The sequence below is a fragment of the Methylovirgula sp. genome (genome assembly GCF_037200945.1).
In the GTDB taxonomy this organism is placed as follows: domain Bacteria; phylum Pseudomonadota; class Alphaproteobacteria; order Rhizobiales; family Beijerinckiaceae; genus Methylovirgula.
This window is the reverse complement of the sequence record NZ_JBBCGP010000001.1, coordinates 1,474,115-1,500,696: the sequence shown is the minus strand read 5'-3', so window position 1 is coordinate 1,500,696 and position 26,582 is coordinate 1,474,115. Positions and strand designations below refer to the sequence as shown.

The 26,582-nt window shown below is 57.0% G+C and carries 26 protein-coding genes and 1 tRNA gene; 9 read left to right on the top strand and 18 right to left on the bottom strand.

Translation table 11 applies throughout. From position 1 onward, the window contains the following. Nucleotides 1-265 precede the first annotated feature (265 nt). Genes WDN02_RS07335 through WDN02_RS07320 form a run of 4 tightly spaced genes read left to right on the top strand, consistent with a single transcriptional unit; the run spans nucleotide 266 to nucleotide 4,507 of the window. Nucleotides 266-1,396: an FAD-dependent monooxygenase gene (locus WDN02_RS07335; protein ID WP_337292864.1), complete on the top strand. Its 1,131-nt coding sequence runs from the start codon at nucleotides 266-268 to the stop codon at nucleotides 1,394-1,396. A 24-nt stretch (nucleotides 1,397-1,420) separates the two neighbouring features. Next, a complete protein-coding gene (locus WDN02_RS07330; RefSeq protein WP_337292863.1) occupies nucleotides 1,421-2,344 on the top strand; it encodes a polysaccharide deacetylase family protein in 924 nt (307 codons plus the stop codon). 41 nt (nucleotides 2,345-2,385) lie between these two features. Beyond that, entirely contained in the window at nucleotides 2,386-3,552 is a 1,167-nt protein-coding gene (locus tag WDN02_RS07325; RefSeq protein ID WP_337292862.1) for an amidohydrolase, read from the top strand. Continuing rightward, a complete protein-coding gene (locus WDN02_RS07320) occupies nucleotides 3,443-4,507 on the top strand; it encodes an ABC transporter substrate-binding protein (protein WP_337292861.1) in 1,065 nt (354 codons plus the stop codon). The genes WDN02_RS07325 and WDN02_RS07320 overlap by 110 nt, the downstream gene beginning before the upstream one ends. Before the next feature lie 121 nt (nucleotides 4,508-4,628). On the opposite strand, the gene WDN02_RS07315 is transcribed toward WDN02_RS07320, so the two are convergent. The 3 genes from WDN02_RS07315 to WDN02_RS07305 all read right to left on the bottom strand — a co-directional run bounded on the left by WDN02_RS07315 (nucleotide 4,629) and on the right by WDN02_RS07305 (nucleotide 8,299). Continuing rightward, nucleotides 4,629-5,912, bottom strand: a complete 1,284-nt coding sequence (locus WDN02_RS07315) for an MFS transporter (protein ID WP_337292860.1) — start codon at nucleotides 5,910-5,912, stop codon at nucleotides 4,629-4,631. Nucleotides 5,913-5,922: 10 nt separating this feature from the next. After that, on the bottom strand, nucleotides 5,923-7,359 hold the full coding sequence (locus WDN02_RS07310) for a carbohydrate porin (RefSeq protein WP_337292859.1): 1,437 nt from the start codon (nucleotides 7,357-7,359) through the stop codon (nucleotides 5,923-5,925). 331 nt (nucleotides 7,360-7,690) lie between these two features. Beyond that, nucleotides 7,691-8,299, bottom strand: a complete 609-nt coding sequence (locus WDN02_RS07305; RefSeq protein ID WP_337292858.1) for a flavin reductase family protein — start codon at nucleotides 8,297-8,299, stop codon at nucleotides 7,691-7,693. A gap of 81 nt (nucleotides 8,300-8,380) precedes the next feature. On the opposite strand from WDN02_RS07305, the gene WDN02_RS07300 reads away from it, so the two are divergent. Continuing rightward, complete coding sequence (locus WDN02_RS07300; RefSeq protein WP_337292857.1) at nucleotides 8,381-8,914, top strand: TIGR02444 family protein; 534 nt, start codon at nucleotides 8,381-8,383, stop codon at nucleotides 8,912-8,914. 21 nt (nucleotides 8,915-8,935) lie between these two features. On the opposite strand, the gene WDN02_RS07295 is transcribed toward WDN02_RS07300, so the two are convergent. Genes WDN02_RS07295 through WDN02_RS07275 form a run of 5 tightly spaced genes read right to left on the bottom strand, consistent with a single transcriptional unit; the run spans nucleotide 8,936 to nucleotide 13,773 of the window. Beyond that, nucleotides 8,936-9,913 carry an ABC transporter substrate-binding protein gene (locus WDN02_RS07295; protein WP_337292856.1) on the bottom strand — a complete coding sequence of 326 codons (978 nt, stop codon included), beginning with the start codon at nucleotides 9,911-9,913 and terminating at the stop codon, nucleotides 8,936-8,938. A gap of 9 nt (nucleotides 9,914-9,922) precedes the next feature. After that, nucleotides 9,923-11,416 (bottom strand): UbiD family decarboxylase, encoded by a 1,494-nt coding sequence (locus tag WDN02_RS07290; RefSeq protein ID WP_337292855.1) that lies wholly within the window; start codon nucleotides 11,414-11,416, stop codon nucleotides 9,923-9,925. A 7-nt stretch (nucleotides 11,417-11,423) separates the two neighbouring features. Continuing rightward, nucleotides 11,424-12,191: an ABC transporter permease subunit gene (locus WDN02_RS07285; RefSeq protein WP_337292854.1), complete on the bottom strand. Its 768-nt coding sequence runs from the start codon at nucleotides 12,189-12,191 to the stop codon at nucleotides 11,424-11,426. Next, a complete protein-coding gene (locus WDN02_RS07280) occupies nucleotides 12,188-12,937 on the bottom strand; it encodes an ABC transporter permease subunit (RefSeq protein ID WP_337292853.1) in 750 nt (249 codons plus the stop codon). The genes WDN02_RS07285 and WDN02_RS07280 overlap by 4 nt, the downstream gene beginning before the upstream one ends. Nucleotides 12,938-12,942: 5 nt before the next feature. Continuing rightward, on the bottom strand, nucleotides 12,943-13,773 hold the full coding sequence (locus tag WDN02_RS07275; RefSeq protein WP_337292852.1) for an ABC transporter ATP-binding protein: 831 nt from the start codon (nucleotides 13,771-13,773) through the stop codon (nucleotides 12,943-12,945). Between the two features lie 574 nt (nucleotides 13,774-14,347). Here WDN02_RS07275 and WDN02_RS07270 point away from each other — a divergent pair. After that, nucleotides 14,348-14,833 carry a MarR family winged helix-turn-helix transcriptional regulator gene (locus tag WDN02_RS07270; protein WP_337292851.1) on the top strand — a complete coding sequence of 162 codons (486 nt, stop codon included), beginning with the start codon at nucleotides 14,348-14,350 and terminating at the stop codon, nucleotides 14,831-14,833. On the opposite strand, the gene WDN02_RS07265 is transcribed toward WDN02_RS07270, so the two are convergent. The 9 genes from WDN02_RS07265 to WDN02_RS07225 form a co-directional block, all read right to left on the bottom strand. Then, a complete protein-coding gene (locus tag WDN02_RS07265) occupies nucleotides 14,817-16,445 on the bottom strand; it encodes an MFS transporter (RefSeq protein ID WP_337292850.1) in 1,629 nt (542 codons plus the stop codon). The genes WDN02_RS07270 and WDN02_RS07265 overlap by 17 nt on opposite strands. 7 nt (nucleotides 16,446-16,452) lie before the next feature. Continuing rightward, nucleotides 16,453-17,085: an isochorismatase family protein gene (locus WDN02_RS07260; protein WP_337292849.1), complete on the bottom strand. Its 633-nt coding sequence runs from the start codon at nucleotides 17,083-17,085 to the stop codon at nucleotides 16,453-16,455. Beyond that, on the bottom strand, nucleotides 17,078-18,103 hold the full coding sequence (locus WDN02_RS07255) for a 2,5-dihydroxypyridine 5,6-dioxygenase (RefSeq protein WP_337292848.1): 1,026 nt from the start codon (nucleotides 18,101-18,103) through the stop codon (nucleotides 17,078-17,080). The genes WDN02_RS07260 and WDN02_RS07255 overlap by 8 nt, the downstream gene beginning before the upstream one ends. Before the next feature lie 85 nt (nucleotides 18,104-18,188). Next, the gene (locus tag WDN02_RS07250; RefSeq protein WP_337292847.1) at nucleotides 18,189-18,998 is read right to left on the bottom strand and encodes an alpha/beta hydrolase; all 810 of its coding nucleotides are present in this window, start codon (nucleotides 18,996-18,998) and stop codon (nucleotides 18,189-18,191) included. A 34-nt stretch (nucleotides 18,999-19,032) separates the two neighbouring features. Further along, nucleotides 19,033-20,010: an amidohydrolase family protein gene (locus WDN02_RS07245; protein ID WP_337292846.1), complete on the bottom strand. Its 978-nt coding sequence runs from the start codon at nucleotides 20,008-20,010 to the stop codon at nucleotides 19,033-19,035. 56 nt (nucleotides 20,011-20,066) lie between these two features. Next, nucleotides 20,067-20,576: an aromatic-ring-hydroxylating dioxygenase subunit beta gene (locus tag WDN02_RS07240; RefSeq protein ID WP_337292845.1), complete on the bottom strand. Its 510-nt coding sequence runs from the start codon at nucleotides 20,574-20,576 to the stop codon at nucleotides 20,067-20,069. A gap of 1 nt (nucleotide 20,577) precedes the next feature. Next, nucleotides 20,578-21,870, bottom strand: coding sequence for an aromatic ring-hydroxylating dioxygenase subunit alpha (locus WDN02_RS07235; RefSeq protein WP_337292844.1), 1,293 nt, complete (start codon nucleotides 21,868-21,870; stop codon nucleotides 20,578-20,580). Nucleotides 21,871-21,911: 41 nt separating this feature from the next. Beyond that, nucleotides 21,912-22,217, bottom strand: a complete 306-nt coding sequence (locus WDN02_RS07230; RefSeq protein ID WP_337292843.1) for a non-heme iron oxygenase ferredoxin subunit — start codon at nucleotides 22,215-22,217, stop codon at nucleotides 21,912-21,914. Nucleotides 22,218-22,244: 27 nt separating this feature from the next. Further along, nucleotides 22,245-23,138, bottom strand: coding sequence for an ABC transporter substrate-binding protein (locus WDN02_RS07225; protein WP_337294886.1), 894 nt, complete (start codon nucleotides 23,136-23,138; stop codon nucleotides 22,245-22,247). A 611-nt stretch (nucleotides 23,139-23,749) separates the two neighbouring features. Here WDN02_RS07225 and WDN02_RS07220 point away from each other — a divergent pair. The 3 genes from WDN02_RS07220 (at nucleotide 23,750) to WDN02_RS07210 (ending at nucleotide 26,096) form a co-directional block, all read left to right on the top strand. Beyond that, entirely contained in the window at nucleotides 23,750-24,442 is a 693-nt protein-coding gene (locus WDN02_RS07220) for a GntR family transcriptional regulator (RefSeq protein ID WP_337292842.1), read from the top strand. 534 nt (nucleotides 24,443-24,976) lie between these two features. Beyond that, entirely contained in the window at nucleotides 24,977-25,171 is a 195-nt protein-coding gene (locus WDN02_RS07215) for a hypothetical protein (RefSeq protein ID WP_337292841.1), read from the top strand. After that, nucleotides 25,161-26,096 (top strand): nucleotidyl transferase AbiEii/AbiGii toxin family protein, encoded by a 936-nt coding sequence (locus WDN02_RS07210; protein WP_337292840.1) that lies wholly within the window; start codon nucleotides 25,161-25,163, stop codon nucleotides 26,094-26,096. The genes WDN02_RS07215 and WDN02_RS07210 overlap by 11 nt, the downstream gene beginning before the upstream one ends. 332 nt (nucleotides 26,097-26,428) lie before the next feature. Here WDN02_RS07210 and WDN02_RS07205 read toward each other — a convergent pair. Continuing rightward, nucleotides 26,429-26,503 (bottom strand) — tRNA-Gln (locus tag WDN02_RS07205). Between the last annotated feature and the right edge of the window lie 79 nt (nucleotides 26,504-26,582).

The following is a 26,582-nucleotide window of genomic DNA, read 5'->3' as shown; positions in this document are numbered from 1 at the left end:
GCATGATTTTCATTCTATACAGAATGATTTGAGCTTATGGACGGCCTCTACTTCGGTCAATCGGCTGACCCCACCCAATTTTGAGCACGCGTGCGAAATCGATAATCAATGCGATTAAATACTGATCATAAAGGGGTTTTGTCGATAATGTAATGCCTACCAGAAGACGCCGACGCACGCTCGTCGGTACTTGACAGCCGCCATGAGCAACCCTTACGCCTATTATCATTCGATAGCGAATGAATGACATTGGGAAACTTCCGCCATGGATAAATCGGCGAGAATTGCCGTCGTGGGCGCCGGTCTGGCAGGCCTGACAGTCGCAGGGCTTTTGCAGCGGCGAGGCTACCAGGTCTTAGTCTTCGAACAGGCAGAGAGCTTTTGGCGCATCGGCTCCGGCATCACACTCGGGCCGAACACAGCCAAAGTTATGCGCTGCCTCGGCGCTGAAGAGGCGATGGTGCGCGCCGGCATCAAGCCCGATGCATATGTCAGTCGTGATGCTCAAACCGGCGAGACGCTTAACGAGCTTTTGTTCGACCGGGAAGCCGAAGAGCGTTTCGGCGGCCCCTTCGTGAACATCCATCGCGCCGATCTCCATCAGATCCTCGTGTCGAAACTGAAGCCCGGCACGATCCGCTTCGATCACCAGCTCGCCGACCTCGCCCATTCGCCAAGCGCAGTGACGTTGAAATTCGTGAACGGAAGCCACGCGGAAGCCGACATCGTCATCGGTGCCGATGGCATTCGGTCAATCATCCGCGAGGTGATCCAAGGCAAACAGGCGCCGCGCTATATCGGTAAAGTCGCGGTTCGTGCTGTTTTTCCGGCCGAGAAACTCGCCGGAATGCCGATGCGCGACTGCACCAAATGGTGGGCCGATGATCGGCACCTGATCGCCTATTACATGAGCGATCGCCGCGACGAGTGCTACGTCATGGGCGCTATTCCGAGCAACGAATGGCAGGAAGATACGCCGCCGCGTGAGGGCACCCATAACGACTTTCTGGAGAGCTTTCCGACGGCTCACCCGGATCTGAAAGGACTCATGCTGGCAGCCGAGGCGGTGCAACTGCTTCCCATTTGCGATCGCGCTCGCAATGACACCTGGAGTGATGGACCAATTGTGCTGGCCGGCGACGCCTGCCACGCCGTTCCCCCCTTCATGGCGGCCGGCGGCTCGATGGCGATCGAAGATGCGGCCATTCTCGCCCGCGCGATCGAGACTGGCGCGACACCGCAACAGGCGTTCCAGTTTTATCATGCGCTGCGTATCCCGCGGGTAGCTGAGGTCCAGCGCATCTCTGCCGAGAACTCCTGGTTGAAGCTGCCGGGCGATACGCGATGGTTCTATGGCTATGACCCTTATGGCGACGAACTCAGCAAGGCCGCCTGAAGCGGTACCGAAAGGAGACATGACGTGCCCGCCTACGGCCCCGATGCGATGATTGTCCGTGATCTCATCGGATACGGCGAGCGTCTACCCGATCCGCAATGGCCGGGCCAAGCCGTGATCGCCGTCAACTTCAACCTCAATGTCGAAGGCGGCGGCGAAGCAACTCTTGCGAACGGGGATCTCGTCTCGGAAGGCATGTTGAATGATATCGGATTCGGCGCAAAGACCGGACGCCGAGTGCCGCTGGTGGAATCGGTTTTCGAGTATGGAAGCCGCCGGGGCGCATGGCGCGTCCTCGACGTGTTTGCCAAGTTTGACGTGAAAATCAGTGTTCTGGCGGTCGCCCGCGCGCTTGAGCAGAATCCGGTCCTGGCACGCGCCTTCATCGATCGCGGACACGAAATCGTCAGCCACGGTTATCGATGGATCGATTACGGCGATGTCGAAGAAGCCGTCGAACGCGAACACGTCAAAACTGCCGTACGGCTGCTCCGCGACCTTACGGGTGCGCGTCCACTCGGCTGGATGACAGGTCGCCCGGGTCCGAACACCCGAAAACTCGTCATGGAAGAAGGCGGATTTCATTACGACCGTGATTCGCTTTCGGACGAATTGCCTTATTGGCTCGAGGGCCCGCATGGCCCGTACCTTGTCATTCCTTATTCCTACGAGACGAACGACAATCGCTTCAACGAAAACAGCGGTTTCGCCACGGCCGACGACTTCTTCCACTACATGCGCGATGCCTTCGACACGCTTTATCAAGAAGGCAAGGATGGTTCGCCCAAGCTTTTGTCAATTGGCTTGCATGATCGCTTGATTGGCCGCCCTGGCCGCGTTCAGGGCCTCGTCCGCCTACTTGAGTACATGAAGAAAAACAATCGCGTATGGTTCTGCCGCGGCATCGATATCGCTAATCACTGGCACGAACATTTCAAACCGGCCTGACTTCAGGCCGAACGCGTTACACGGCACAATCGGAGCCCATCATGCTGTTGCTCGACGAAATCGGCCGGGATCACCAATATCTATCCGCCCTGCGGCGCGAATTCCATGCCTATCCCGAACTCGGTTTCGAGGAACGTCGTACATCGGCGCGCTTGACGGAAGAACTTGAGAAAATAGGTATTTCAGTCACGCGTGGCGTTGGTGGTACCGGTGTGGTCGGCATCATCGAGGGACGCAAGGGGCCAGGACGATCGATCGGCCTTCGCGCCGATATGGATGCGTTGCCGATCGAGGAGGAAAGCAATCTGCCGTGGCGCTCGACCATCGACGGCTGCTTCCACGGCTGCGGCCATGATGGGCATATGACAATGCTGCTCGCCGCCGCGCGCTGCCTCCAGGCGCATCGCGATGAATTTGCGGGCCGGGCTGTACTGATCTTCCAGCCCGCTGAAGAGGGACGCGGCGGCGCTCGCGCCATGATCGCCGATGGTCTTTTCGAGAGATTCTTCTGTGACGAGATCTATGCTCTTCACAATGCGCCTGATCGGAAATTCGGAACCATTGCTGTAGGACCGGGACCGGTTTCCGCCAGCGCCGATTTCTTCGATATCGATATTGCGGGCGATGGCGCGCACGCGGCGTTTCCTCATCGCGCGATTGATGCGGGCCTCGCTGCGCTCGCCGTAGCACAGGGGTTGCATACAATCGTAGCCCGCAATGTCGATCCGCTCGAATCCGCGGTGCTTTCCGTCACCGCCTTTTCGGCAGGCTCAACCTATAATGTCATTCCTGACAGAGCACGCCTTTCCGGGACGATCCGCACGTTGAAACCAGACGTCCGCTCGCAGATTGAGCGGCGCGTAAAGGTTCTGGCCGAGAGCATCGCATCCGGATATGGGGCAAAAGCATCCGTTAGTATTCGCGATGTTTTCAGCCCGCTGGTCAATCACGAGGAACCGGCGATGGCTGTTACTCGGGCTGCAGTTTCAATCGTTGGTGACCACAACGTCGAACGTCGTCCGGCGATCGTGATGACAAGTGAGGACTTCGCCGACATGCTCATGCACGTGAGCGGCGCCTACTTTTTCCTGGGCCAAGGTGAGGGACCAGATCTGCACAATCCGCGCTACGCCTTCAACGATGACGTTATACCGCTCGGCGCCGCAATGTTCGTCAGCCTCATCCTCAATCGTACTCGACAAGCGTGAATCGCTTCAGTTGGATATATCAATGGATCGCGTAAAAATCGCCGTGCCTGACCTCGTATCAAATTCATATTTTCCCGCAATCGCGGCAATAGAGCTTGGATTTTTCAAGCAAGAAGGCCTCACAGCGACGCACGAGCTCCTCTTCCCAAATTTTCGGACATATGAAGCCTTGAGAGATGGAATCGTAGATTTCGTTGCTGCCCCTGCACATGTCGCGCTTTCGATCTTTCCTCGCTGGCGAGGTGTCAAACTTCTTTGCGCTCTTTCGCAAGGCTTGTTTTGGGTTCTTGTTATGCGGGCAGATCTTGGCGCGATGCCAGGAGATCTTAACGCCGTAAAAGGCAGGCGGATTGGCGCCGCGCCGATGGTGGACTTGGCACTGAAGCAAATGCTTGCTGAATCCGGCGTCGATCTGGTGCGAGATGGCATCATGATCGATCGCGTGCCTGGAACGATGGAGCCGGGCGTTTCGTTCGGAGTCACCGCGGCAAAGGCTCTTGAAGATGGCAAGATTGATGGCTTTTGGGCAAACGCCATGGGCGCAGAAAACGCCGTGCAATCTGGTGTAGGGAAAATCTTTATAGACGTTCGGCACGGCCTCGGACCAGCTTCCGCTCGGAACTACACGATCTCCGCATTTTCGACGACCGATGAGTTTATCCACTCTCACCCGGATATTACCGCAGCCGCGGTTCGCGCCATCGTTAAAGCGCAACGCGCACTGAAAGAAGATCCCCATCTCGCGGCTGAAGTCGGTAGACGCGTCTTCCCCACAGCCGAAGCCGCACTTATCGAAAATATCGTGACTCGCGACCTGCCATATTATGACGCGGGAATTTCAGCAGACGCCGTGAAGGACATGAACAAGTTCTGCAGCGACGTTGGGCTGCTCGATGGCCCCGTCGATTACGAGAACGTCGTCGCAAAAGACTATGCGCGATTTTGGAAGATGTAGTTCGAAATCCGCTTGAAAGACGATTTCCTCCTTCATGTCAGCGGATTCCGCAGCCATGCGCTATCCAACGGTTACAGATCCTCCGTCGTCTACCCGCGCTGCGCCGTCGAGCCTCTCGCGCTCAAGTCTCCAATTGCTGCCCCTTTGTCTCAGGTAACAACAGAAGCACGAGAAAAAGCAAAACGTAGGAGATGGTGGCAAATATACAAATTGCCGTGCCCAGAGGCATTTTCGCGGACGCGTAGCCGATCATCATCGGAAAGACGGAGCCGAGAGCCCGGCCTACATTGAAGGCGAAACCTTGGGCGTTTGCACGGATAGATGTCGGGAATAGCTCGGCCAGAAACGAACCGATGCTCGCGTAAATACCGGAAGTAAAGACACCAAGTGGGAACCCGATCCAAATCAGGATGCCGTGCGCGAAATTCGTCTGTGTATAGACGTAGATCGTCGCCAAAGCGCCGAGCGAAAAAAGCGCTAGTGTTTTTTTTCGGCCGAGGCTGTCAGTCGTGAACGATCCGAAGACATAGCCGGAAAATGAGCCAAGGATCACAAAGGCGAGGTAGGCGCCCGTATTCACCACCGATAGATTTTTGACGAGCTTGAGATAGGTCGGCAGCCAGACCATCACGGCAAAAAAACCTCCCATGATGCCTGCGCACATGAAGGTCGCGAGAATTGTCCGCCAGACGCGCCCGGCGGCAAAGATGCTCAGCGCCATGGTCAACGCGGAGGGGCGTGTTGCACCTTCCTCGCGTATAAACATAGGCGGCTCGGGCACATATCGCCGGAGCACGAAGATCAGCGCGGCCGGCGCGGCACCCACCAGGAACATAACCCGCCATGCCAAATGCGGATCGAGATAGAGTTGGCATAGCGTCGATAATAACGCAGCAATGCCCCATCCAATAGCCCAACCACCTTGGACGAGGCCGACCATGCGCCCGCGCGCGATTGTGGGCATGATCTCCGCAACGAGTACGGCCGAAATCGCCGTCTCACCGCCGAACCCAAGGCCAAGCAAAGCGCGTGCTGTTAGCAATTGGCCGTAATTTTGGGCGAGCCCGCTCGCCACGCTACAAAGCGAAAACAGGACGATCGTCCATTGCAAAATCTTCACGCGCCCGAACCGATCAGCGAGCACGCCGGCTCCCCAGCCGCCCACCGCCGACATAATGAGAGAAATCGAGGCGATTTGCCCGGCCTCTCCCTTCGTCAAACTCCAGAGCGACAACAGAGCCGGAATCGCAAAGCTGAACATTTGCGTGTCCATCGCATCCGCCGCGTGGCCCGCGAAGGACGACCAGAATGCCGCGCGCTGCGCGGCACTCAGTGAGCGATACCAGGACCCGGCTACAGCCTGCCCAGATTCATCGGACGCGGCTTTGATGCTATGGAAAGCCATATTCCCGCTCCTAGCCGCCAAGCCGCGGTAGACCAAAAGTCTCGGGCCAGAAGGCCGAGAGCGCCAGGCCGATAAACATCGCATGATGAAGATTATCGACCGGGTGCGCGACGCCGAGCTGGTCAGGGTTGAAGATGTAATCGAACGAAGGCTTCAGGACGACGCCTGGCGCCAGCGCAACGCCGTAGTTCAGCTCGACATATGCCTCTGAACTATTAAGTGATCCCAGGATTCCATTCTTGCGAAGCGTGGCATCGACGTTGTCGACGAAGGAATCGCTCAGCCCGATATACATGCCCATGAAGTTCAAAGTGTCGTTCGGGCGATTCGGCAGCAAACCTGTGTAGCTCATACCCGCGTAAGCCGTACGCTGAATGGCGGCAACACCGCTGGTCGTGAAGTTAAGACCGCCAAACGCCATCAGATTGCGTTGGCTTTCGCCACCTTCAGGGCGAAATAGCACCTTCTGGCCCTGCAGCCACATGCCACTCTTTCCGTGATCGAGTTGCTGCGCGCCGCCAGACAGCGCATGAATCTGCCCCGCCGAGTTCAAAAGCAGATCGGTATAATCACCTGTGTCATAGAAGCCACCGATATCGACCGCGAAGGGATACATCGTCTGCTTCATACTCTCCCGGTAGCCAATCTGGACAGGAAGTGTGACGCCACGGAATTTGTCGGGAGCCCAATCTTCGCCGGGCATGTTCAGGTGACCCGACAAATTCAACAACGGCTCATCTTCATAAGCGCCGGCATTGACATAGAAATTGCGCGTAAAGCGATATTGCGCAACGGCAGCCCACGATGCAGTCGCATAGGTCGGCGCGCCACGTACGTTGCCGTATCCCACCGGCAGCGCGCACATTGCATAGATGAATTGGCAGTTCGCTTCTGAATAATCAAACTCCGGGCCGATCGGTACACGACCGACGCGGACGTCCAGCTTACCGAAGTTTTGTTCGTAGGAGAATTCGTTAAGCCGAAAGGCCGGTTTCATGCCGAGCACGCGATTGTAGACCAGCGTGCTCCCCGAATAAGTTTGAAACTGCGCGCCGCTCAGATCGTCGAAAAGGATATGGACCGAGCCGCCCTGAATGCCGGCGATCCGGCCCATGTCAAGGTCGGTGCCCAGTGATGTATAACCCTCGTAGAACGTGCCCCGATGGAAACCGCCGGACGCCGCGCCGATTCCTTCCTCCAACGTTCGTCCGGTAATGTAGATTCCCCTATCCGCAAGGTCCTGGCCGATTTGCGCCCCATACGGCGTCAAGTTGAAGAAGTAACCTTGCTCCTGATCAGTTAGTGTCGACGGCGGCGGAGGATGCCCGGGAATTGTGAGCGGGGACGCCGTCGTACCCTGGTCCTGATGCTGCGCCAACGCCCCGAAGGCGGAGAAGCATCCCATTCCGGCCGCCAATGCGACCGTACCCATCTTCCGAATCAACATCCTCGTCCCCCAAAATTCATCGGACTGTGCAGCCCGACCCCATTCCCTCAGCTTCTAAATTTCATTTGTCCAAATAATCGGACAGATCATCAGTATGCTGATTGATTAAAAGCTGCGGTAGCTCTCGCGACGAGTCAATAGGGTTTTTTGTGTAGGGTTTTGCCGTTGATTACCCACGCGGCAATAAACAATACGTCCGCGTATTCGGAAGGCAAAAAACAAATGCGCTGCACAAAATTCCCGCAGCACCATGCATGTAAAAACACGCGCAAAAGCGCCAGCGACTACAACAGCGACGGCTTGTCGGCATCCGATTCGGGTCGAGACAGACTCAGACTCGCGGCGGTCGCGGCATTTCGAATAGCGTGCTTGCCACGACGTAGTCCATGTAACCGCAACGGGCGAGAGGCAGCATCGCCGCGGCGTCAATGCGTCCATCGCGCACGAAAGCGTCGCCAATATAAACGCCAACGACCTGGCCAAAGACGAGGTAATCCTCCGTCGGCGCCCCCTCGATATCCAGAATCTGCTGAATGTCGGTGACTTTGCATTCGAGGGCAGCGGGGCTAGCTGCCACGCGCGGCGGCGCAACGAAGTGCGACTTGGCCATTTCCAATCCGGCACAGGTGAACTCGTTTTCGCCGCGCGGCAGCACCGCCGCCGTCCGGTTCATCGCTTCGCGCAAGTCGTATGTCGCCATGTTCCAGACGAATTCACGTGTCTCTTCAGCAAAGGTCAGTGAATCCTTACGGCCATGCGAGGAAAACATGATCATCGGAGGGCTTTCGCAGATCGCGTTGAAGAATGAATAAGGCGCGAGATTAACCGCGCCGCTACGCCCTTTGGTTGAAACCCAGCCGATCGGCCTCGGGGCTATCAGCGCTTTAAACGGATCATGCGGCAGCAACGTTTTGTCACGGGATTCGGGTGTATAAAACACAGTTGAGACCTCGGTCAGTTATCATACGTTTTGGGTTGTCTGACATGCTCGCCCGGGCGCTTCGAGATAGGAACGACTTCTATGCTCCCTTTAGATGCAGACGAGCTTTGGACTTTTTCTCTACGCTTCTACGGTAACGATGCTGTCTGCGCGTCTTGCCTCGCGTTGCAAGACGATTGCGGTGCCGACGTTAATGTCCTCATGCTTGCTTTCTTTGCGGCGACCCGCGGCGCGCAGTTCGCAAGCCCATTTTCCGCCGATCCGAGCGAACCGTCGAACGCGTGGCGCGAAAGCCTCGTCGTCCCGATACGCCGTGTCAGGCGCAGCCTCAAAAACACATCTTTCACCGCGAACGTCGCCAACGTCGGCCAATTCAAGAAATCGCTGCAGGCCGTCGAATTGGAAGCGGAGCGCATTCAGCAAAGATTGCTCATTGAAACCGGACGTTTCACGGCCGCCGATCTTCCGCCATCCGAGCTCGCGCGGCTGAATATCGAGGTTTACGCGCGCGGGCTAGATCAGGGCCTGGACGAAACACACGTCGCGCGTCTGCATCAGATCTTTACGAACGACTACTCTCATCGCCCTCCGCCAGCGATGGGCGCGCCTGATTAGCCGCGAAGCTCGCGGTCGCGACTACTTGCCCTTGAGATCCTCCGGCAGGTAACTTTTGTCGATGAGCGCATTCCAATCAACATCGCCTTCGACGGCGCCGACAAGCCGCAATCCTTCAAGCGTTCGATCGAGTTCCGCCTGATTAAATGCGCCTTCGCTCAGCGTTCGGCCTGCAATCATATGTTGAAGCGTCTGGGCTGCGATCGCCGGCGGAATTTTATAAGCAGGCGAGCCGGCGAGACTTGCAAGCGCCGCCTTTGGGTCGGCATACACCGCCTTCACCGCGGCCTCGCGCGCCGCGATAATCGCGCGGATGACTTGTGGATTGGCTTTGGCAAAGGAGCGTGTTGTGATTCCGACTGTGATGACCATAGGCGGAAGCGTGTTCATGAGGCTTGTAACCTCCCTATATTTGCCTTGCTGATACAAGGAGAGGGGTTCGATGAGGGACGCGGCGTCCACCGCGCCATGATCCAGCATCGTCAGGCCCTGCGCATAGCCGCCCGCTGAAACCCGCGTCACATCGCCGATCGTCACACCCGCCTGTTTCAATCCGAGGACAAAGGCCATTTCGGACACGGACCTCGGAGTCGTGATTGCGGCCTTCTTGCCGGCCAGATCCTTCAGGCTCCTGATCGCCGGCTCCAAAGTGACAACCGACGAGCCCGGCAGTCGCCGTGTGCCGATATTCACAATGATGATATCGAGACCGTGCTGCTTTGCAGACACCGCCGCGTCGAGCGATACTTCGCCATAAGGAAGTGGACTGGCGAGGATATTCCGCACCGTCGATCCACCGCCCCCTGAGCCTATGACCCCGGTGACGTTCGCGCCGCCTTTCTGGAAAAGCCCCTTTTCCAACGCGACGATATAGGGCAGCCCCGTGAGACTCGCGCCCCATTGCGTCACCGAGATATCGTCGGCCATCACGGCGGTGGAGGCCAAGGTGCAGAGCGCGACGAAGCCTGCCGCAAATCGTGTCATTGAATTCTTGATCATGAATACCCTCTAGATGACGTTTGATTGTTTTTGCGGCGGCGCGACCATCCAGCCGAATCTTTCCTGCGCTTCTTCACGAACGTTTCGGGGCGGAAGATTGACCTTGGGAAATTGATCGCGCCAAGCGTACGGCCGGCAGGCGTCGATAATCGCACGACTGTTGGTGAAATCGCCGCGTGCACGCTGGTCGGGCGGTATGCGCGGATCGAGCGGGGTGGACCAAGCGCCGGTGATAACGTCAATCGAACTTGCGGGATCAGACCGAGTCAGCATCGCCCACAGAAGTTCGTCGAGATTCGACACGTCAATGTCATCGTCAACCACAACGACATATTTGCCGGCATAGGCGCCCGCTTGACATTGCGAGGCGACATGGCCGGCTTGCTTCGAATGACCGCCATAGCGCTGCTTGATCGCCACACCTAGAAGCATGCGGGCGCCCCCGACCTCATGCGCCCAGACCGCCGAAACGTCTGGAATGCCCGCCGCCTTCAGCGCCTCCTTTAGAAGCGCCGATCGGGTGACCGCTCGAAATCGCGAATATTCTGTGGGTCCGACTTCGTGGACACAACCGAGAATGATCGGATCATTGCGATGATAGACAGCCTCAACGCGCATGACGGGTTCTGCACGAGAGCCCGACGCGTAATATCCCGTCCATTCGCCGAGCGGACCCTCTTCCCGTACGTCGCCGGGTTCGATCCAGCCCTCCAGGACAATCTCCGCGCTTTTCGGAAATGGCAGCCCTGTGATCCGGCCTTTCACGCATTCGACGGGACGTCCGTAGAGGCCACCCAAGACGTCGTATTCCGAGACGCCAAATGGAACCTCGTTTCCTGTCAGCAGGAATTGCATGGGGTTGCCGCCAAGCACGACGGCGATCGGCATTTTCTCGCCGCGCTCCATATATTTATCGAGATGCATGCGGCCATGTTTGCCGGGTGATATGTAGATGCCGACACTATTTTTGCCGTGTAGCATCACGCGGTAGGTGCCCTGGTTCAGCCAGCCGCTTTCGGGATCGCGCGTGACGCAATAGCAACCCGTGCCGATGTAGCGGCCGCCATCTTCTTCGTGCCATTGCGGCGCGGGAAAAATGTTCAGATCGACGTCTACGCCGAAATAGGTGTTCTCAAAAATCGGCCCCGACTCGACGATGACATGCGGCACGGGCTTGTTGTTCGGATTCTTGTAGACACTGAGAAACGCATCACTGAGCTGAAAACGGGTCAGCCCAGCGGAAAAGCCGAGAGTCACACTGGCCCGGCGGCCGCCAAAGAGATTCGTCAGGACGCGAAAGCCCTTCTCCACTCCGGGAATGTCGTCGAACAAGCCGCACGGCGCCGCCCCGTCGCGCTGCAGAATCGCGCTCGCCATTCCGATTTCCCGCTCCCACGACAGGCCGGAGATATTACGAACTTCGCCGAGCTCATCCGCCGCAGCGAGCCATCCGCGCAGGTCGTCGTAACAATATGCATGTGTCTTGGTTTTCTCGGCCATCATGCCTTTCCTATCCATTCGCCGCGTCGCCCAGCCGACGGACGATTATGCGGTTGATCATAAATCCCAACGCCCAGTTCACGAAGATCGCGAAGGCAAAGAGCAAAAATGTCAGTGCGAGAAGCGTTGCCATGTCGTTCATGGCAATGGCATTCATGATCAGAAATCCGAGGCCCGCCTTTGCAGCGAACATTTCGCCGATCAGCACCCCAAGCAGGCTCAAGGAAAACCCTAGCCTTACTGACGAGAGGATCGTCGGTAACACGGCGGGCATGACGATATGCAGCGTCGTTTGCATCGGAGTCAGTTGCAGCACACGCGCGCTGCGTAAATAAGCGCGCGGCATCTGGCGCACGCCATTCATCGTCATCAGGCAAACCGGAATCAACCCGTGCAAGACTCCAAACGCGACCTTCGCCGACAGCCCCAATCCGAACGTGAGGAGAATAAGCGGATAGAGCGTCACTTTCGGCAGTGCATAGAAACTCACAAGAATGGGCTCGAACACCGCTCCTGCGGTCAACGCGATCCCCAGCAGGACGCCGAGCAAAATGCCCCCGAGCAGCGACAAAACCGAGGCCGCCGCAAGCGCTCTGAGAGTCGCACTTGCGTGCTCCCAGAATCCGGCGTGCGTGAGCGTCTCAGCCAGAGCGGCGCACACGTTCTTAGGAGATGCGAGGACGCCCGCGCCCAGCGCCCAATGAAGGCCCTGCCAGATGACGAGCCCGACGAGTCCGACAGCGAAGATATCGCCAGCGTAAGTCAAGCGCGAAGTCATCTGGTTCTCCTCGCGTGTAACCGGACGTCAAACCATTGCATCAATCCGTTGACGACACAGACTACAATGATGACCAGCAGCATCAGGCCGTACATCGTTTGATTGTCGAATGTGTTGTAAGCATTGGATATTTCATATCCGATGCCATTGCCTGACATGATGAATTCCGATGCGATGACGCCAATAAACGCATAAGCAATTGTGAGCTTGATGCCGGTGAAGAGGTAGGGCATTGCCGACGGAAGCGTGACGTGGAATGCGGTCTGGACCTCATTGAGCCGCAAAATTCGCGCCGTTCGCTTCTGCACGCGGGGGACGGCGTCCAGACCATTGAGCGTTGCGATAATCATGGATGCAACGGCCATGATGACGGCAATCCCGACGATGGCCGCGCGGCCAACGCCCAGAAACAGAATAAGGATCGGATAGAAGAGAAACGTCGGGACCGCGTAATAGCTGTCGAGGATTGGCGCGACAATTGCGCGCAAACGTTGTTGCCGATGAACCGACACCCCGATTAAGATGCCCGCGGCAATCGAAATGAGCGCCGCAATTGCGACGCTGGCGAATGTCGAAACGATGGCTTGCGTAAACGTTCCTGCCTGAAGCAGCGCATAAAGCGATGCTGCGATTTGCGATGGGGCCGGTAGGACCATCGCCGGGATTATGCCCGACCGACAAAGGCCTTCGACGATTGCGATTCCCAGCACGATAAAAAGCATACGCAGAAAGGCTACTCTCGTCATGCAGCTTAAACCCTATTCTCGCCGATGAGCTTGATCGCCTCTTCGCGTAAGGAGCGCCAGAGCTGCGCATTGATCTTGGCAAAGGTTGGATCGCTTAGGATTTCACTTGTCCGGTCGCGCGGCCAACCTGTCTCGACGCATTCGATGACGCGGCCTGGCCGTGCCGACATGACGCCGACACGGTCCGACAACATGGCAGCTTCGTCGAGCGCATGAGTGATCAGCAGAACCGTGGCGCGTGTTTCGCGCCAAAGCTTCAGCAGTTCATCGCCCATGATGAGGCGCGTCTGCTGATCCAGAGCCCCGAATGGCTCGTCGAGCAAAATGAAACGCGGCTGCATGACAAGCGTTCGCGCGATGCAGACGCGCTGGCGCATCCCGCCAGAGAGATGCGTCGGATAGGCGCGCGCGAATTCACGAAGGCCCATTAAGCCGAGCGCATGATCGACCCGGCGTTTCGTCTCCGCTGGATCCGTTCCGTTGCGGCGCAAACCAAAGGCGACGTTGTCGGCGACGGTCAACCACGGAAATGACGCGTCTTCCTGAAATATAACGCCGATGCCTTCCGGCACCCCTTTGTGCGGCCGCCCCTCGAAAATCACCTCTCCAGATGTCGGCAGCGCAAGTCCGGCGATGATTTCCAGCAAAGAAGACTTGCCGCAGCCAGACGGCCCGACAACGGTGAAGAATTCGCCGCGCACAAAGTCGATCGTCACCGGACCCATGGCATGCAACGGCGCCTGACGAGGCCGCTCGAAGACGCGAGAGACGTCCCTTAACTGGGCATGATAATCCGGTGCCACGGTCGTCGTGCGCCGCTCAGTTAGCTGAAGCACCGCCCCTACCCCATCGCTCTAGTTATGAGTCGACGCGCTTGCCGATGGCGGCATGGTAGCTCGCGTGGCATCCTACCGGCATCGTCAGGCCAATTGCATTTCGTCAGTACACTGACAAACAATGTACATGCGGGCAACGTCATGTCGAGATACCTTTCGAAGGCAGGAAGCCAGAAAATGCAGCAACGCGCGCTTTTGCTTTGGGCAGAGGCCACGAAGTCTCCGCCCACTTCGAAAAGAGGCAAATTGCGTGCCTACCTAACCGAGACGAAGACGCAGGCATTGTCAGCTCGTCTGACAAGCCCATGGCGGTCAGCGTCCAGAGACATCACAGATCGCTAGCTCGCCCGAGTTATGCGCCAATTTCCTTAGTGAGGCGCTGATCACATTGGAAGATGATGTGATATGGCTTGTGTTGTGCCGGATGCCCACATATAGCCGTTGCCTTACTTTCGAAATTCGTTGTAAATACGCAACATTGCCTGGGCAGTTCTCCGTGCCAACCCCCCGCTCCAAAACCCGTCCCCGATCTTCCCATGAGCCTCGCATCAATGCGAAGGATCGTGCCCAAGTCGTGCCCGATATCGGCGAAATTGAACTGCCGACCGGACATTTATGGCAGCGACCCGGTTATCTGATCCGGCGGCTGAACCAGATTCACCACGCCCTATTCTTCGAGTGCTGCCAGGAGTTCATCGTCACGCCCGTTCAATATGGGCTGCTTACCACATTGTCCGAACGTCCGGGCCTCGACCAGACGTCCTTATGTCTGGAGCTCGGCGTCGATCGGACGACGATGGCGGATGTCCTGAGGCGGCTCGAACAGCGTGGGATGGTGAAGCGCGAGGCAAGCGAGGCCGACGGCCGCCATAAGCTGACTTACATCACGCCCAAGGGCAGCCGGCTGATGAAAAAGATGTATGGTAAGATGCGCGAGGCACAGACGAGGCTCCTCGAGCCGTTACCTGTGGCCGCCCGCATCAAGTTCGTCGAGCTAATGACGATACTTGTCGAGGCCAATAATCAATACGGTCGGACGTCCGTCAAAGCCTTCGAGTAGAGGCGGGCGTATATCGGTTTATATCCATGCGCAATGTCTCTGGCATCGCCAGCGCGCCGATAATGAAGGAGACCGCGCTGACGCCGACTGGATACCAAAGGCCGAAATAGATATCGCCGCTCGCGGCGCCGAGAGCTGCAACGACCAAAGGCAGCATGCCGCCGAACCATCCGGCGCCCACATGAAAGGGCAGCGATAGCGACGTGTAGCGAACGTCGGCCGGGAATAGCTCGACCATGAAAGCCGCCGCGGGCCCATAGATCATCGTCAGGAAAAGAACGAGAATCCACATGAGAACGACGACGCCGGCGGCGTTGATCCGCGCGGGATCGGCGTGATTGCTCCACCCCGCTTGCTGCAGCCCTCTCGTAATGGCCGGAATATCGTGCCCCGGAAGGCTAACCGAGCCCACCGTGACCGAGACTACCGCTGAGCTGGGCGGCTCGACGCGATAAACAACCCCGGTCGTGGTGAGAAAAGAGCGGACGCGATCGCATTCGCTCTGCGCCCCCAGATTTATCCAGCCGTGGCACTGACTGGCATGGACGACGACAGGCGTCGTCCGTCGGAAGTGCTCAAGCGCCGGATTACCAAAATGAGTAAGACCGCCAAAAATCGGCAGCACGCTTGCGCTGAATAGCAGACAGCCGATCATCATAATCCACTTCCGGCCGATACGATCCGAGAGGCCACCGAAAATGAAGTAGAATGGGACTGCGCAAACGAGCGCGATCGCAAAATACAGGCTGACGAGATTGGGCGGAAGCTTGAGCGTATATTGTAGGAAGAACATCGAGAAGAAATGCCCCGTTCCGAATATCACGCCGATCCCCGAGGCACTGCTGAAGAGCATGATGAGAATAAGCTTCACGTTTTCCCAGCGTCCCAGGCTGCGGGCGATCGGCGCCGCCGACAGATGGCCCTCGCTTTCAAGCTTCTGGAAAGTTGGCGATTCGGCCAGCTTGAGACGTAATCGCAGAGAAACAATGAGCAAGAAGCCAGAGATTAGGAATGGCACACGCCATCCCCATTGCTGGAATGCCTCTGGGCTGAGCGACATGCGGATCACGGCAACGACAGCAATCGCGAGCAAAAGACCGAGCGTAGCCGTTGTCTGCAGCGAACTCGTATAAAGGCCACGCCGTTTCGGTGGCGCATGCTCGGCGAGATAGGTCGCCGCGCCGCCAACCTCGCCGCCGAGGGCGAAACCCTGCAAAAGCCGCAACAGCACGAGCAATATCGGAGCCGCGACGCCTATCTGAGCGTAGGATGGCAAGACCCCGACGCCGATTGTTGCAGCCCCCATCAGAACGATCGTCATCAGGAAAGTATATTTGCGTCCGATCGTATCGCCCAGTCTGCCGAAAAAGAGCGCACCAATCGGCCTAACTAGAAAGCCCACGCCGAAAGTCGCAAGACTCGAGAGGAACGCGATCGTCGAGTTCCCCTGTGCGAAAAACAGAACGCTCAAATTGCCGGCCAGCGCGGCATAAATATAGAAATCATACCATTCGAGCAGTGCACCGAAGGCTGACGCGAAAACCAACCGCAGCCGAGACGTCAGAACGGTCCCAGCATGATCAATCATCTGATCCGACGAAGCTAATTCCATGACGGCCTCAACGCCTGTTCATCACGTGGAGAAGGGGAAGAAACTCGTCGCGCGGCATGACCAAGGCGTATTTCTGCGCCATATCGAATAAGCTCGACGCGTGCGGGCCCTCCGCTCGGTCTCCGACGCAGTCCGAAATGACCACGGGCCGAAAACCGAACGACATCGCGTCCACCACGCTGGCGCGTACACATCCACTGGTCACGCATCCCGCGACAGCCAGAGTCCGCACGCCGCGCTGCGTGAGCCACGAGGCCAGCGAAGTTCCGAAGAATGCCGACGGCACATTTTTTCGGACAACAAGTTCGCCACGCTGAGGTGCTAGCACCGGCACAATCTGACTGGCGAGTTCATCCTCTTTAAGTGAAAGGAGACCGGGTACTTTTAGCGAAAAAATATTCTCGTCGGCGTCGTCATCAGAAAACACGATGCGCGAGTACGCAATCGCCAGGCCGCACTCGCGCGCGACACTAAGAAGCCTTCCGCTGCGCGCGATGGCCGGCGCGATATTGCCTCCGCCGAAAATGTCTGGGTCGGCGAAGCCGTTGACGAAATCAACGATGAGCAGCCCATAGGGAGGCAAAGACGCAAACGAGGCGCCGAAGCCCTGGCGTGAAAAGATATCAGCCGTGTCACGCATGGGCGACGCGGTCGAGAACCTTGCCGTCGCGGACAACCGCCTCGCCGTCGAGTTCGACCGTACAACCACGCAGGGGAATGTCGATGTGGCAGGTCGTCGACCGGTTTCCCCCGCCCTCGTTGTTTGGCCCAAGCGAAAACAGGAAATTGCCTTCGAAGGCGCGCGCATCCATGCCAATCGTCGCTTCACGGTTGAAAAGGCCGAGCGTCGACCAGCGCGCACGGGGTTGCAGTCCCCAGCCAATGTGGGAGATTGCAAATGCCTCGGGGTCGTTGAACGCCGCCATATAATCGCGCAGAAGCTCGGCATCGACACCGCCCTCGATGCGCCGGGCATACCCGCCCTCGATCGTCATTTCGATCGGTTCGCGAACGTAGTCCTTTTGCGGCAGTAGGATATCGCCGCGATCGAGCACGATGCGCCCATAGGCTTGACCGTCGTTCGGGAATGTCAGCGTGAAGCCGCTTGGCCAGTGATCCCAGCGTCCCGGCTCATCGGCGAATCCGTATTCGCTGATCGGGCCGAATTCGCCCAATGGGCAGTAGAAATCCGTGCCAGCGGCTGAGGTTATATGCATGAGTTTGGCGCGCCCAAGCTTTTCGCTCGCCGCCAGAACGCGCTTGCGATCGTCAGCGGTCGGAACCAGACGCGCCAGAACTTCCGGGGGTTCGACCGCCAGAAGAATCTTTACGCCGGCTTTGAGGATTTCATGCTGCTCGGCGGAGAACAGCAGTGTCATCAGATCGAGAACGAGATCGCTCGCCTTCAACGCCGCGATCGCGGCTCGGTTTCCCGTAAGCGGTGTCGTGCCGAGGTAGGAGAGTGCGTCACGGCTATGCGCCTTTTCGCCGTTGATCGGCTGGAGATCGAGCCGATTAACGATCGCGCCGAAGCTTTGCACGGCGATGAGCGCGGCAGCTAACGTTTGGGGATGTGTGTCCGCGCCCGAAAGAATTGTCACAACCTGTCCCGAACGCAGTTTCGACAAGGTGAGCACCTGCTTCCAGGCTTCGATCATCTGAAAATCGCTTACCGCCACGTCTGCCCCCTACGCTTCTCAAGCCGGATGCGCCGGCCGCGAACGACGATTCCAAAGACGGCGCTCAAGGCCGCGTAAAAAAACCCGAGATGACTTCGTGAAAGCCTGCTTCGTTATCCCAAGGGATCATGTGTCCGGCGCCCGTTATCCGGCACGTTTCGAATTGCGGAATAAGCGCGCCGATCTCAGCGACGTCCTCATCCTTCACGACATCGCCGCGCTCGGCTGTCATGAGCAGAACGGGCGCCTTCAGGAAAGGCATGTCGGCGTGGATGTCGTCGACGTGGAAGCCGTCAAAACTAATATGTACCGCGCGTTCATTACAGGTTGGAAGCCATTCGGCTCTGAGCGCGAGTTCATCGTCGCGCCAACTTGGAAGGAATGGTCGCATCGCATTCGCGTCGGCGCCTGCACACGCCAGCCGTATCGAATCAGCATACCAATCATAAGCGGCTGGATAAGGTCTACGCCCGGGCCCGGACACCGGCGGGTCGACCAATGCGAGGCGCTTCTTGCCTTCCGGTGCCATCCTCGCAGCGCGCACGGCGATGCGCGCTCCCATCGAATGGCCGAGGATATTGTAGGATTTGAAGCCCAATGCCTCGGCGAAGGCATTCAAATCGGCGGCTTGCGCATCAAGGCTGTAATCCAGGTCATCATCGGATTGCGACAGGCCGCGACCCCTTACATCTACGATGTATGTATCGAACGATTGACCAAGCCGTTCGCCGACAAAAGCCCAGGTTATCGCCGGACTCGTAATGCCCGGAATGAGAATGACCGGATCGAACGCGGCTCTCCCAGCGCCGAAGCGCAGATAATGTTGGCGAATGCCGTTGGCATGAATCTGCGCGCCATAATTAAACGTGCTCATTCTCGCCCCCCGATAACCTCCAGCAAACTTGCGTCTATACCGTTGCTGTCGACCGCCTTGAGCCTGTTGCACTCTTGCTGCCTCCTGGGGGCAGCCTGAAGACCCGTTCAGCGTTACCGTGACAAATCGCGGCGCGGGCGGTTTCCGAAATGGGTGCAGCGTCAATCCAATCGGCCGCAACGGGTATCGACTCATACGGATAATCGACGGAGAACATCACGGCATCGATACCGACTTCACCGATCGCGCCCATGAGCGCCGCATCAGAGCAGACACCTGACGTCGTGATGAGGATGTTCGATCCAATGTATTCCGAAGGCTTGCGCGCGAGTTTCACGCCGTGCGTGTAAACTGAAAAGCGGCTGTCGAAACGCCAGCGCAAATACGGCAACGTCTCGCCCATATGCCCGAGAATTACTTTGAGCTTTGGGAAACGGTCAAAGACACCGCCGAAAAGAAGCCGCAGCGCGTGCGTCGCTGTTTCGACGCCCCAGCCCCAAACCGCGCCTTCGATTACTGGATAGTCGCGATACATCGCGGGCACAGAAAACAGATTCGCGGGATGGAGATAAAGCGGGACATCAAGAGATTGCATCGTTTCCCAAAAGACATCGAACGCGGGATCGTCGTAATAGACGCCGCCCGTCTGGCCATTCACCAGCGCGCCGAGAAGGCCGAATTCGCATGCGCACCGCTCCATTTCGCACGCGGCCGCCTTCGGATCCTGCATCGGCAGCGTAGCAAAGCCACCGAAGCGATCCGCTCGTGTTGCGATCTTCTCCGCAAGGAAATCGTTGGCACGCTTAGCTTTGGCGAGCGCTATTGACGCGTCGCTCTCGGCCTGAACGCTCGGCGCGGCTTGTGAAAGGATCGCGAAATCTATCCCCGCTGCATCCATCTCATCGAGACGCACGCCCGCGAAGTCGGATAGCTGGGCAGCGAGATGCGCGGCCGCAGCGGCGTCGATATGCTTGCTGAAGCTTCGTGTATATTCATCGAATCCCGGAGCCATAATATGCTCCTCGATAGCGATTTTCCTGATCCGGCCCATGCAAACCCTCTCAACTTCTAGATCGGATAGACAAGATCGTTGGCAATGATTGCAGTGTCGTAGACGGCTTGCCTTTCTTTGATCAGCAAGCGCCCTTCCGACCGGATGAATTTGTCGTATATGCGCCCCGCCTGATGAATGGTCGTCGGACCTTCGATAAGGGTTTGAAGGAGAAGGTAGTTGGCGACCGACGTTATCGACCCCCCGCCAACGGCGAGAATCCGAATATTGGAGATAAAGTGCAGAAGATTTCGCGGCGCAAACATCTGCGTGCGACCGATTGCGACGGCGCGATCCTGCAGCATCGCGCGGCCTTCCGCATAGACGAGGCCCACCGGCAGATTAAGATCAGCATTCTCGCGCTCGGTGACGCGATAGAAGCAATCTTCGGTGAAGAACTCCGGCCATTGCTCGATATTGTTCTCATCAAGTACGGCGCAATAGTCCGCGTGGAACGCATCGACTTCGTAGCGCGCCTGCAGTCCATCCTCCGCAGAAAAACTTTCCTTCTCGAACCCTTTCAACATCTCACAAACCCATAACTTCACGGTAATGTTTATACATCGAGCGAATTGCCGCCTCGGAAATTAGGCTGTCGGCAGTTCCGAGTTTGTCGCCATCGAGTTTGAGGATGTTGCGTTCGCTGACGGACCGCCGCATCCCCTCCTGCACGAATTTCATCGCTTCATTATCCTCAAGACCGAGGAAACCGGCGGGCCCCATTAGATTTCCCTGGCGAAGGCGATGGCGCACCATCTCGTCGTCGTCACCCTCGTATCCAAACATCGTCCACAGCATGATCATGCTATTAGGACCGTTCGGGACGATGTGGCGCACCCCGAGCGTATTCATCTCGCGCTGGACGATTAGATTAGGCCAGATGGTCTGCATGGTGACGGACCATTCGGACTCGAACTCCTTCACGAAATCGAGGAGTCTCTCGTCGCGAAGCTGCATGCCCTCATGGAATGAGCGCATCTCCTTCTTGTTTTCATCGGTCACCTTTGCATAGAGCGTGTCGCTCTTCGCCGACGCCATGGTGCCGTGCCGTCCAACGCCGCTATCGACAATCATCGCCGATTTATTGCCGGCGACAAGGAGACCAAAAACGACGAGGAATGAATGAAGAAGCGTCGCGTGATAAGGATCCTTGAGATTTTCGTGATACATTTTCCAGTTGCACGGGATCTCATTCTTGTAGAACCCTAGAATGCGTAACTTTTTCCCGCCAAAGACCGCGTCGAAATCCTTGATTATTTCCGGCGTCAGATAGGTTTCGAGATCCTCCGTTTCGGGATCGAACGAAGCGAACACGACCCCGTTCCGGCAGGCGATCGTGAGCTTTAACAGGCCGTGCTGTTTGTTATCGAAATCGCGGGGCATCCCACCTTGCTTATTCACACCCCGCTTGAAGGGAACACCTTGGAGGTTTCCCTTCAGGTCATATGACCATTGATGATACGGGCAGACAAACTCCTTCACCGAGCCGCGGCTCTCGCGGCATAGTTCGGCCCCCCGATGAGCGCAGCGGTTTTCGAAGACACTGACGCTTCCGTCCTCGCCGCGACTGACGATGACTGGAATCGGGCCCACGTAGGAGCGCTTAAAATCGCCCGGCGATGGAATTTCGGCCTCAAGCGCCACGAAATTCCATGTTTTACCCCGAAAGATTCGCTCCACCTCACGCGCGTAGATTTCTTCGCTCGTGTAGATCCAGTCAGGAATTGTCTGAAGCCCTTCCGCAGGCCATTCCAGATCTGCAATCGAGCGGTTTTTTTGCGGCAGCGTTTGGGCGCCAAACAAAACTTCGGAGGAGTACATTTTCGATCTCTCTTGCGACGTTGGAGGCGCGGATTCTGCGGCTAGACGTCGACCAGAATGTCGTCGTCTTCGATTCGCACGGGGTAGATTTTTAGGGATGTTTCGGCCGACCCGGACACGACCGCGCCTGTTCGGACGTCGAAACATGCCTGATGAAGCGGACATTCAATGCAATCGCCATCGAGATATCCTTCCGAAAGGAGCGCATATTGATGCGTGCAGATGTTGTGTGTCGCGAACACCTCGCCACTGATGCGATAAAGGGCGATGGGTTCGCCGTTTATCTCGATGCCGAACGGCTCATCATCTCGCAGATCATCGACATGCGCCGCAAATTTGAACGCCAAGGTCGCCCCTCCCCGTCAACGCGCCGGCTAGATTTTCGACAGATCAAGCGCTGAGGGAGAAAACAGCTCAACGGGATCCACCTTGCGCTTGGAAAGCCCCTGGTCGAAGTGATATCTCGCGAACGTCTCGATGACATGCTTGTTGGCATCAAGCCCGTAAGGCCAATAATCAGCGCCCATGATCGAGCGGGCTTCGTTGAAACTGTGGACCATCCAGGGCAGGGTTACAGCCAGATGACAAATTTCATTGAGCTCTTTCACCGCAATGTCCTTGGCGCAGATGAAGGCTTTCATGACGGAGACCGGAAGCCACGGGTTACGCTCAACGAGGCTTTGTCGAATGCCAACCATGTGCATGATCGGGAAAATGCGCGTACGCTTGAAATATTCTTCCTCGACCATACGGTAATCGCCAAATAGCCGCCCGACATTTGGGGTACCGCGCAGAAAGCAAGACGGCGCGCGTGCTCCGATATAGCCGTCGATCTCGCCCGCTTCGAGCATCTCCGACAACGTTTTGTCATCCGGAATCTGTTGCAGATCTATATCTTCGCCCAGAGCGATTGGCGCTCTTTCACCGCGCCCCGGCTCTTCAACCCCGCCACGCAGCCACGTAATTTCGCTGGGTTTCACCCCATAATCGTCCTGCAGAATACCGCGGATCCAGACATTTGCAGTGATCTGATATTCCGGGACACCAATCCGGCGACCGCGCAGATTCTCCGGTTTGACGATGCCGCGATCAGTCCGGATATAAATTCCAGATTGCCTGAACACGCGTGAGATGAAGGCCGGAATACCGATATAGGCGTTGTCTCCTCGCGCGACAGTCATCATATGACTGCTCATGGAAATTTCGGTGACGTCAAATTCTTCGTACCGGAACGCGCGATGAAATGCTTCTTCCGGCTCCAGCGGCACCAAGGTGACGTCGCAACCCTCGATCGGAACGCGCCCGCTGAGAATGGCTTGGGTTCTATCGTAATTCCCGCAAGCGAGGCTAATTTTCAGCTTACTCATCTATGCCCTTTGAATTTGTCCAACACCGAAACACCGTAAATTGTAACGCCGCCGCTTCGCAGGTTCCATGCCGTTATTCAGGACGCGCATTTTCAAATTGCAATTTCGTCAGTATGCTGATGAATATGTTCGATGAAAAAAAATGCGAAGTCAACAGCGCGGCCCCGGCGGTTCGCGCCCCTACAGATCCAGGTATTCGGCGATCACGGGTTTGCCCGATATTTATTAAGCAAGGCGCTTATCGAATGAGCGAAACGCTTATCATCGCATCACGAAATTCCGGCGCAGCGGGCACGATATGGTTAGGCCAGACGCGGGGCTCTCGGGAACGTGAATAATTTCGCCATCCTGGCCGTGAGCCGGTCGCCGGAGCTCGCGCTTGATCCACTGCGACTCGACTGCTGGTTCGGCATTCCTCAATACAGCGCGTATGCACGCAGGCGCGACGGGCACGGATCGTCAAGGCCCGAAACGACAATCGTATTTCAATATTGCCCGTCGAAGGCGGAATAATGGACCTTAAGGTTTCGACCCAAAGCATTCAGACTCAGACCGTCCGAAACCTCCGTGAGGCGATCATTTCCGGGATGTTTCAGCCAGGTGATCGTCTCGTCGAAGCGGATATGTGCGCGCGTCTCGGCGTAAGCCGCCCATCCCTGCGCGAAGCATTGCGGAGCCTCGAGGCTGAAAGGCTGCTCATCATCGTTCCCAAAAAGGGATCGTATATTCCGAGCCTGACTTTGGAGGAGGCCAGGGAAATCTACGAAACGCGCGCCTTGCTCGAGGGTGAGGCTGTCGCCTTGTTTGTCTCGCGCGCGACGGAGGACGCAATTGCGGCGATGACGCGGGCGTTGGCGGATTTTGATTTGGCGGCCGAACAAGAACTTCTTGGCGAGCAAATTCGCGCGACGCGCGAGTTCTACGAACATATTTTATCCGGTTGCGGGCATCGCACCATTCAGGAAATGCTGAACATGCTGACCGCACGGATTACGTTCCTGAGGTCAAAGTCTATGTCGCAGCCTGGGCGCGCCGAAAATAGCAGTCGGGAAATGAAAGCCATCCTGCAAGCGATCGTTGGGCGTGACCCGGAGTCTGCGCGCGCGGCAGCAATCGAACACGTCAAGCTTGCATGTGAGGCCGTGACAGAGGCCTTGCTTGCCGAAACCGCGCGCCAGAAGGATCGCCGCTCCACCCGCGGATGAATGCATTAGATTGGGCGTAAGGAGTCACGCTGCCGCGATTGCTCCGTCTCCACCGCGTCGGTCAGTGTCCCCTCTCTACCAGGTGCAGATCTGCACGCCCAATCGCGCCTGATAGCGTCTAGGCCGATGGAAAAACGCCCGCCGACTTGTGCATAACCGGAATAAAGCGCGGAACGGCCGCGTCCCGGGTTGCTTTGCCTTAGTTGAAGCGCGAATCGTCAGAGCAGGTCGTCTTTGAACGACGAATCGAACCGATGAGTATTCCGCTATGCATGAGTCACACGCGTCGATCGAATAGGTCCCTGTTCGAGACCTCCGCCCCTATCCGAGAAACGCCCGGCGACTTTCCTGAAAGATAAGCGTTTTCTGCTGGCCTCACCAAATACGTACAACAGCCTCGGCGTGGGGACGACCTAGCTTTATGACAAGACCGTCGTTTATAATCATAAGCGTCACGGTCAATTCTCGCTGGGCGGTCGCAACTTCGATTTTCGTGTCAAGCCGAGCTTTCCGAAAAGCGCGAACAAGGAATTTTTGCTTGTCGATCTTGTCAACAACCTCGACCGGCTGGCTGAGAGCAAAGGCGAAGTGCTTGCTCGCGTTAAGGCGCGTGCGGCGGAATTCGATGCGCCGCGCCTGAAACGCGCCGCGCGCGCGTATGGCAATGTGCAAACCCAGAAGTTTTTTGCCGAAGCCTTGACGGCCGGCATGGCGCCGCATGCCGGCTGATTTTCTTCATAACCATCCGCAATTTGCCGACCTCATCGCGATCGTTGCTGCGGAGCGCGGCATCGATCCCGCGCTGGTAGAAAAAGATTACTGGCTGATGCATTGCCTTTATGGGTTGCAGCAGCTTGGTCTGAAATTCGAATTGAAAGGTGGTACGTCGCTTTCGAAGGGGTTTCAGATCATCGACCGGTTCTCGGAAGATATCGATATTCGCGTCGAGCCACCCCAGGATCAGGATGTCAGAACAGGACGTAATCAGACCAAGACGGCTCACATAGACAGCCGTAGGAAATTCTACGACTGGCTGGCGGAAACGATCCTCATTGACGGCATAGAAAGCGTCCAACGCGACACGGCGTTCGATAACGCCACCCTGACGAGCGGCGGCATACGCCTTTATTACAAAGCGAGCGCCAGATCACTACAAGGTCTCAAACCGGGCATCCTGCTTGAACTCGGCTTCGACGATGTCACGCCGAACAGTAAAAAGGACATCAGTTCCTGGCTGTATGATTATGCCGCTGGCCGGACGCCGATCATCGACAACCGCGCGAAGGGGGTGGATTGCTACGATCCCGGATATACATTTGTCGAGAAATTGCAGACGGTCTCGACAAAATTTCGGCGACAGCAGGAAACCAAAGAGTTTCCTGTCAACTTCATGCGCCATTATTACGACATCTACAGGCTGCTTCAACGCCCGGAAGTACAAGCTTTCATTGGTAGCGATGCTTACAAAGCGCACAAAGAAAGACGTTTCCGCAGTGGCGACAATCCCGTCATCGCCGAAAATCTGGCCTTCAATCTGGCCGATCCTGCGACACGGCGACTTTATAACGAGGCCTACACCGCAAGTACCGTCCGTCGCGCTACATTCCTGAAGTATTGTCGTCGTTGCCAAGAGCGAAACTGGTCAGGCTTTTGAAGACGGCATCCGTCCAAACCATCGAAGACAGAGTCGTCCATATCGCGTGGTGCTCGTCATGACTGATCCACGCGAGCCATAAGCGTCTTTTGGCGCGATACGATTGCAACGTCGCATGTCGCTCCTGGGCACATCGCATTCGGTAATTTTGTAGGCGTAGCCGTCCGACATCCGCCCCCCAAATGCCCGCTGAGAACGGCGACTATTTTGCCTCAAATCGCGCCCAAACGTCGGGCTGTTTGGAGTCGTCCTATGTCGCGTGGAGAAAACCGGGAATTTTGAAAACCGATGGAAGCGATCGACAAAATGCGTTTTATATCAAAGCTTTAAGGTGGCTGGGGCGGGAGGATTCGAACCTCCGGATGGCGGAATCAAAATCCGCTGCCTTACCACTTGGCGACGCCCCAAAACGTGGAGATCGGCCCCTCGAAGTGCCGCGGGGCCAAAGATCGAATAAATGGAGCGAGATTTATGCGAAAAACCGGT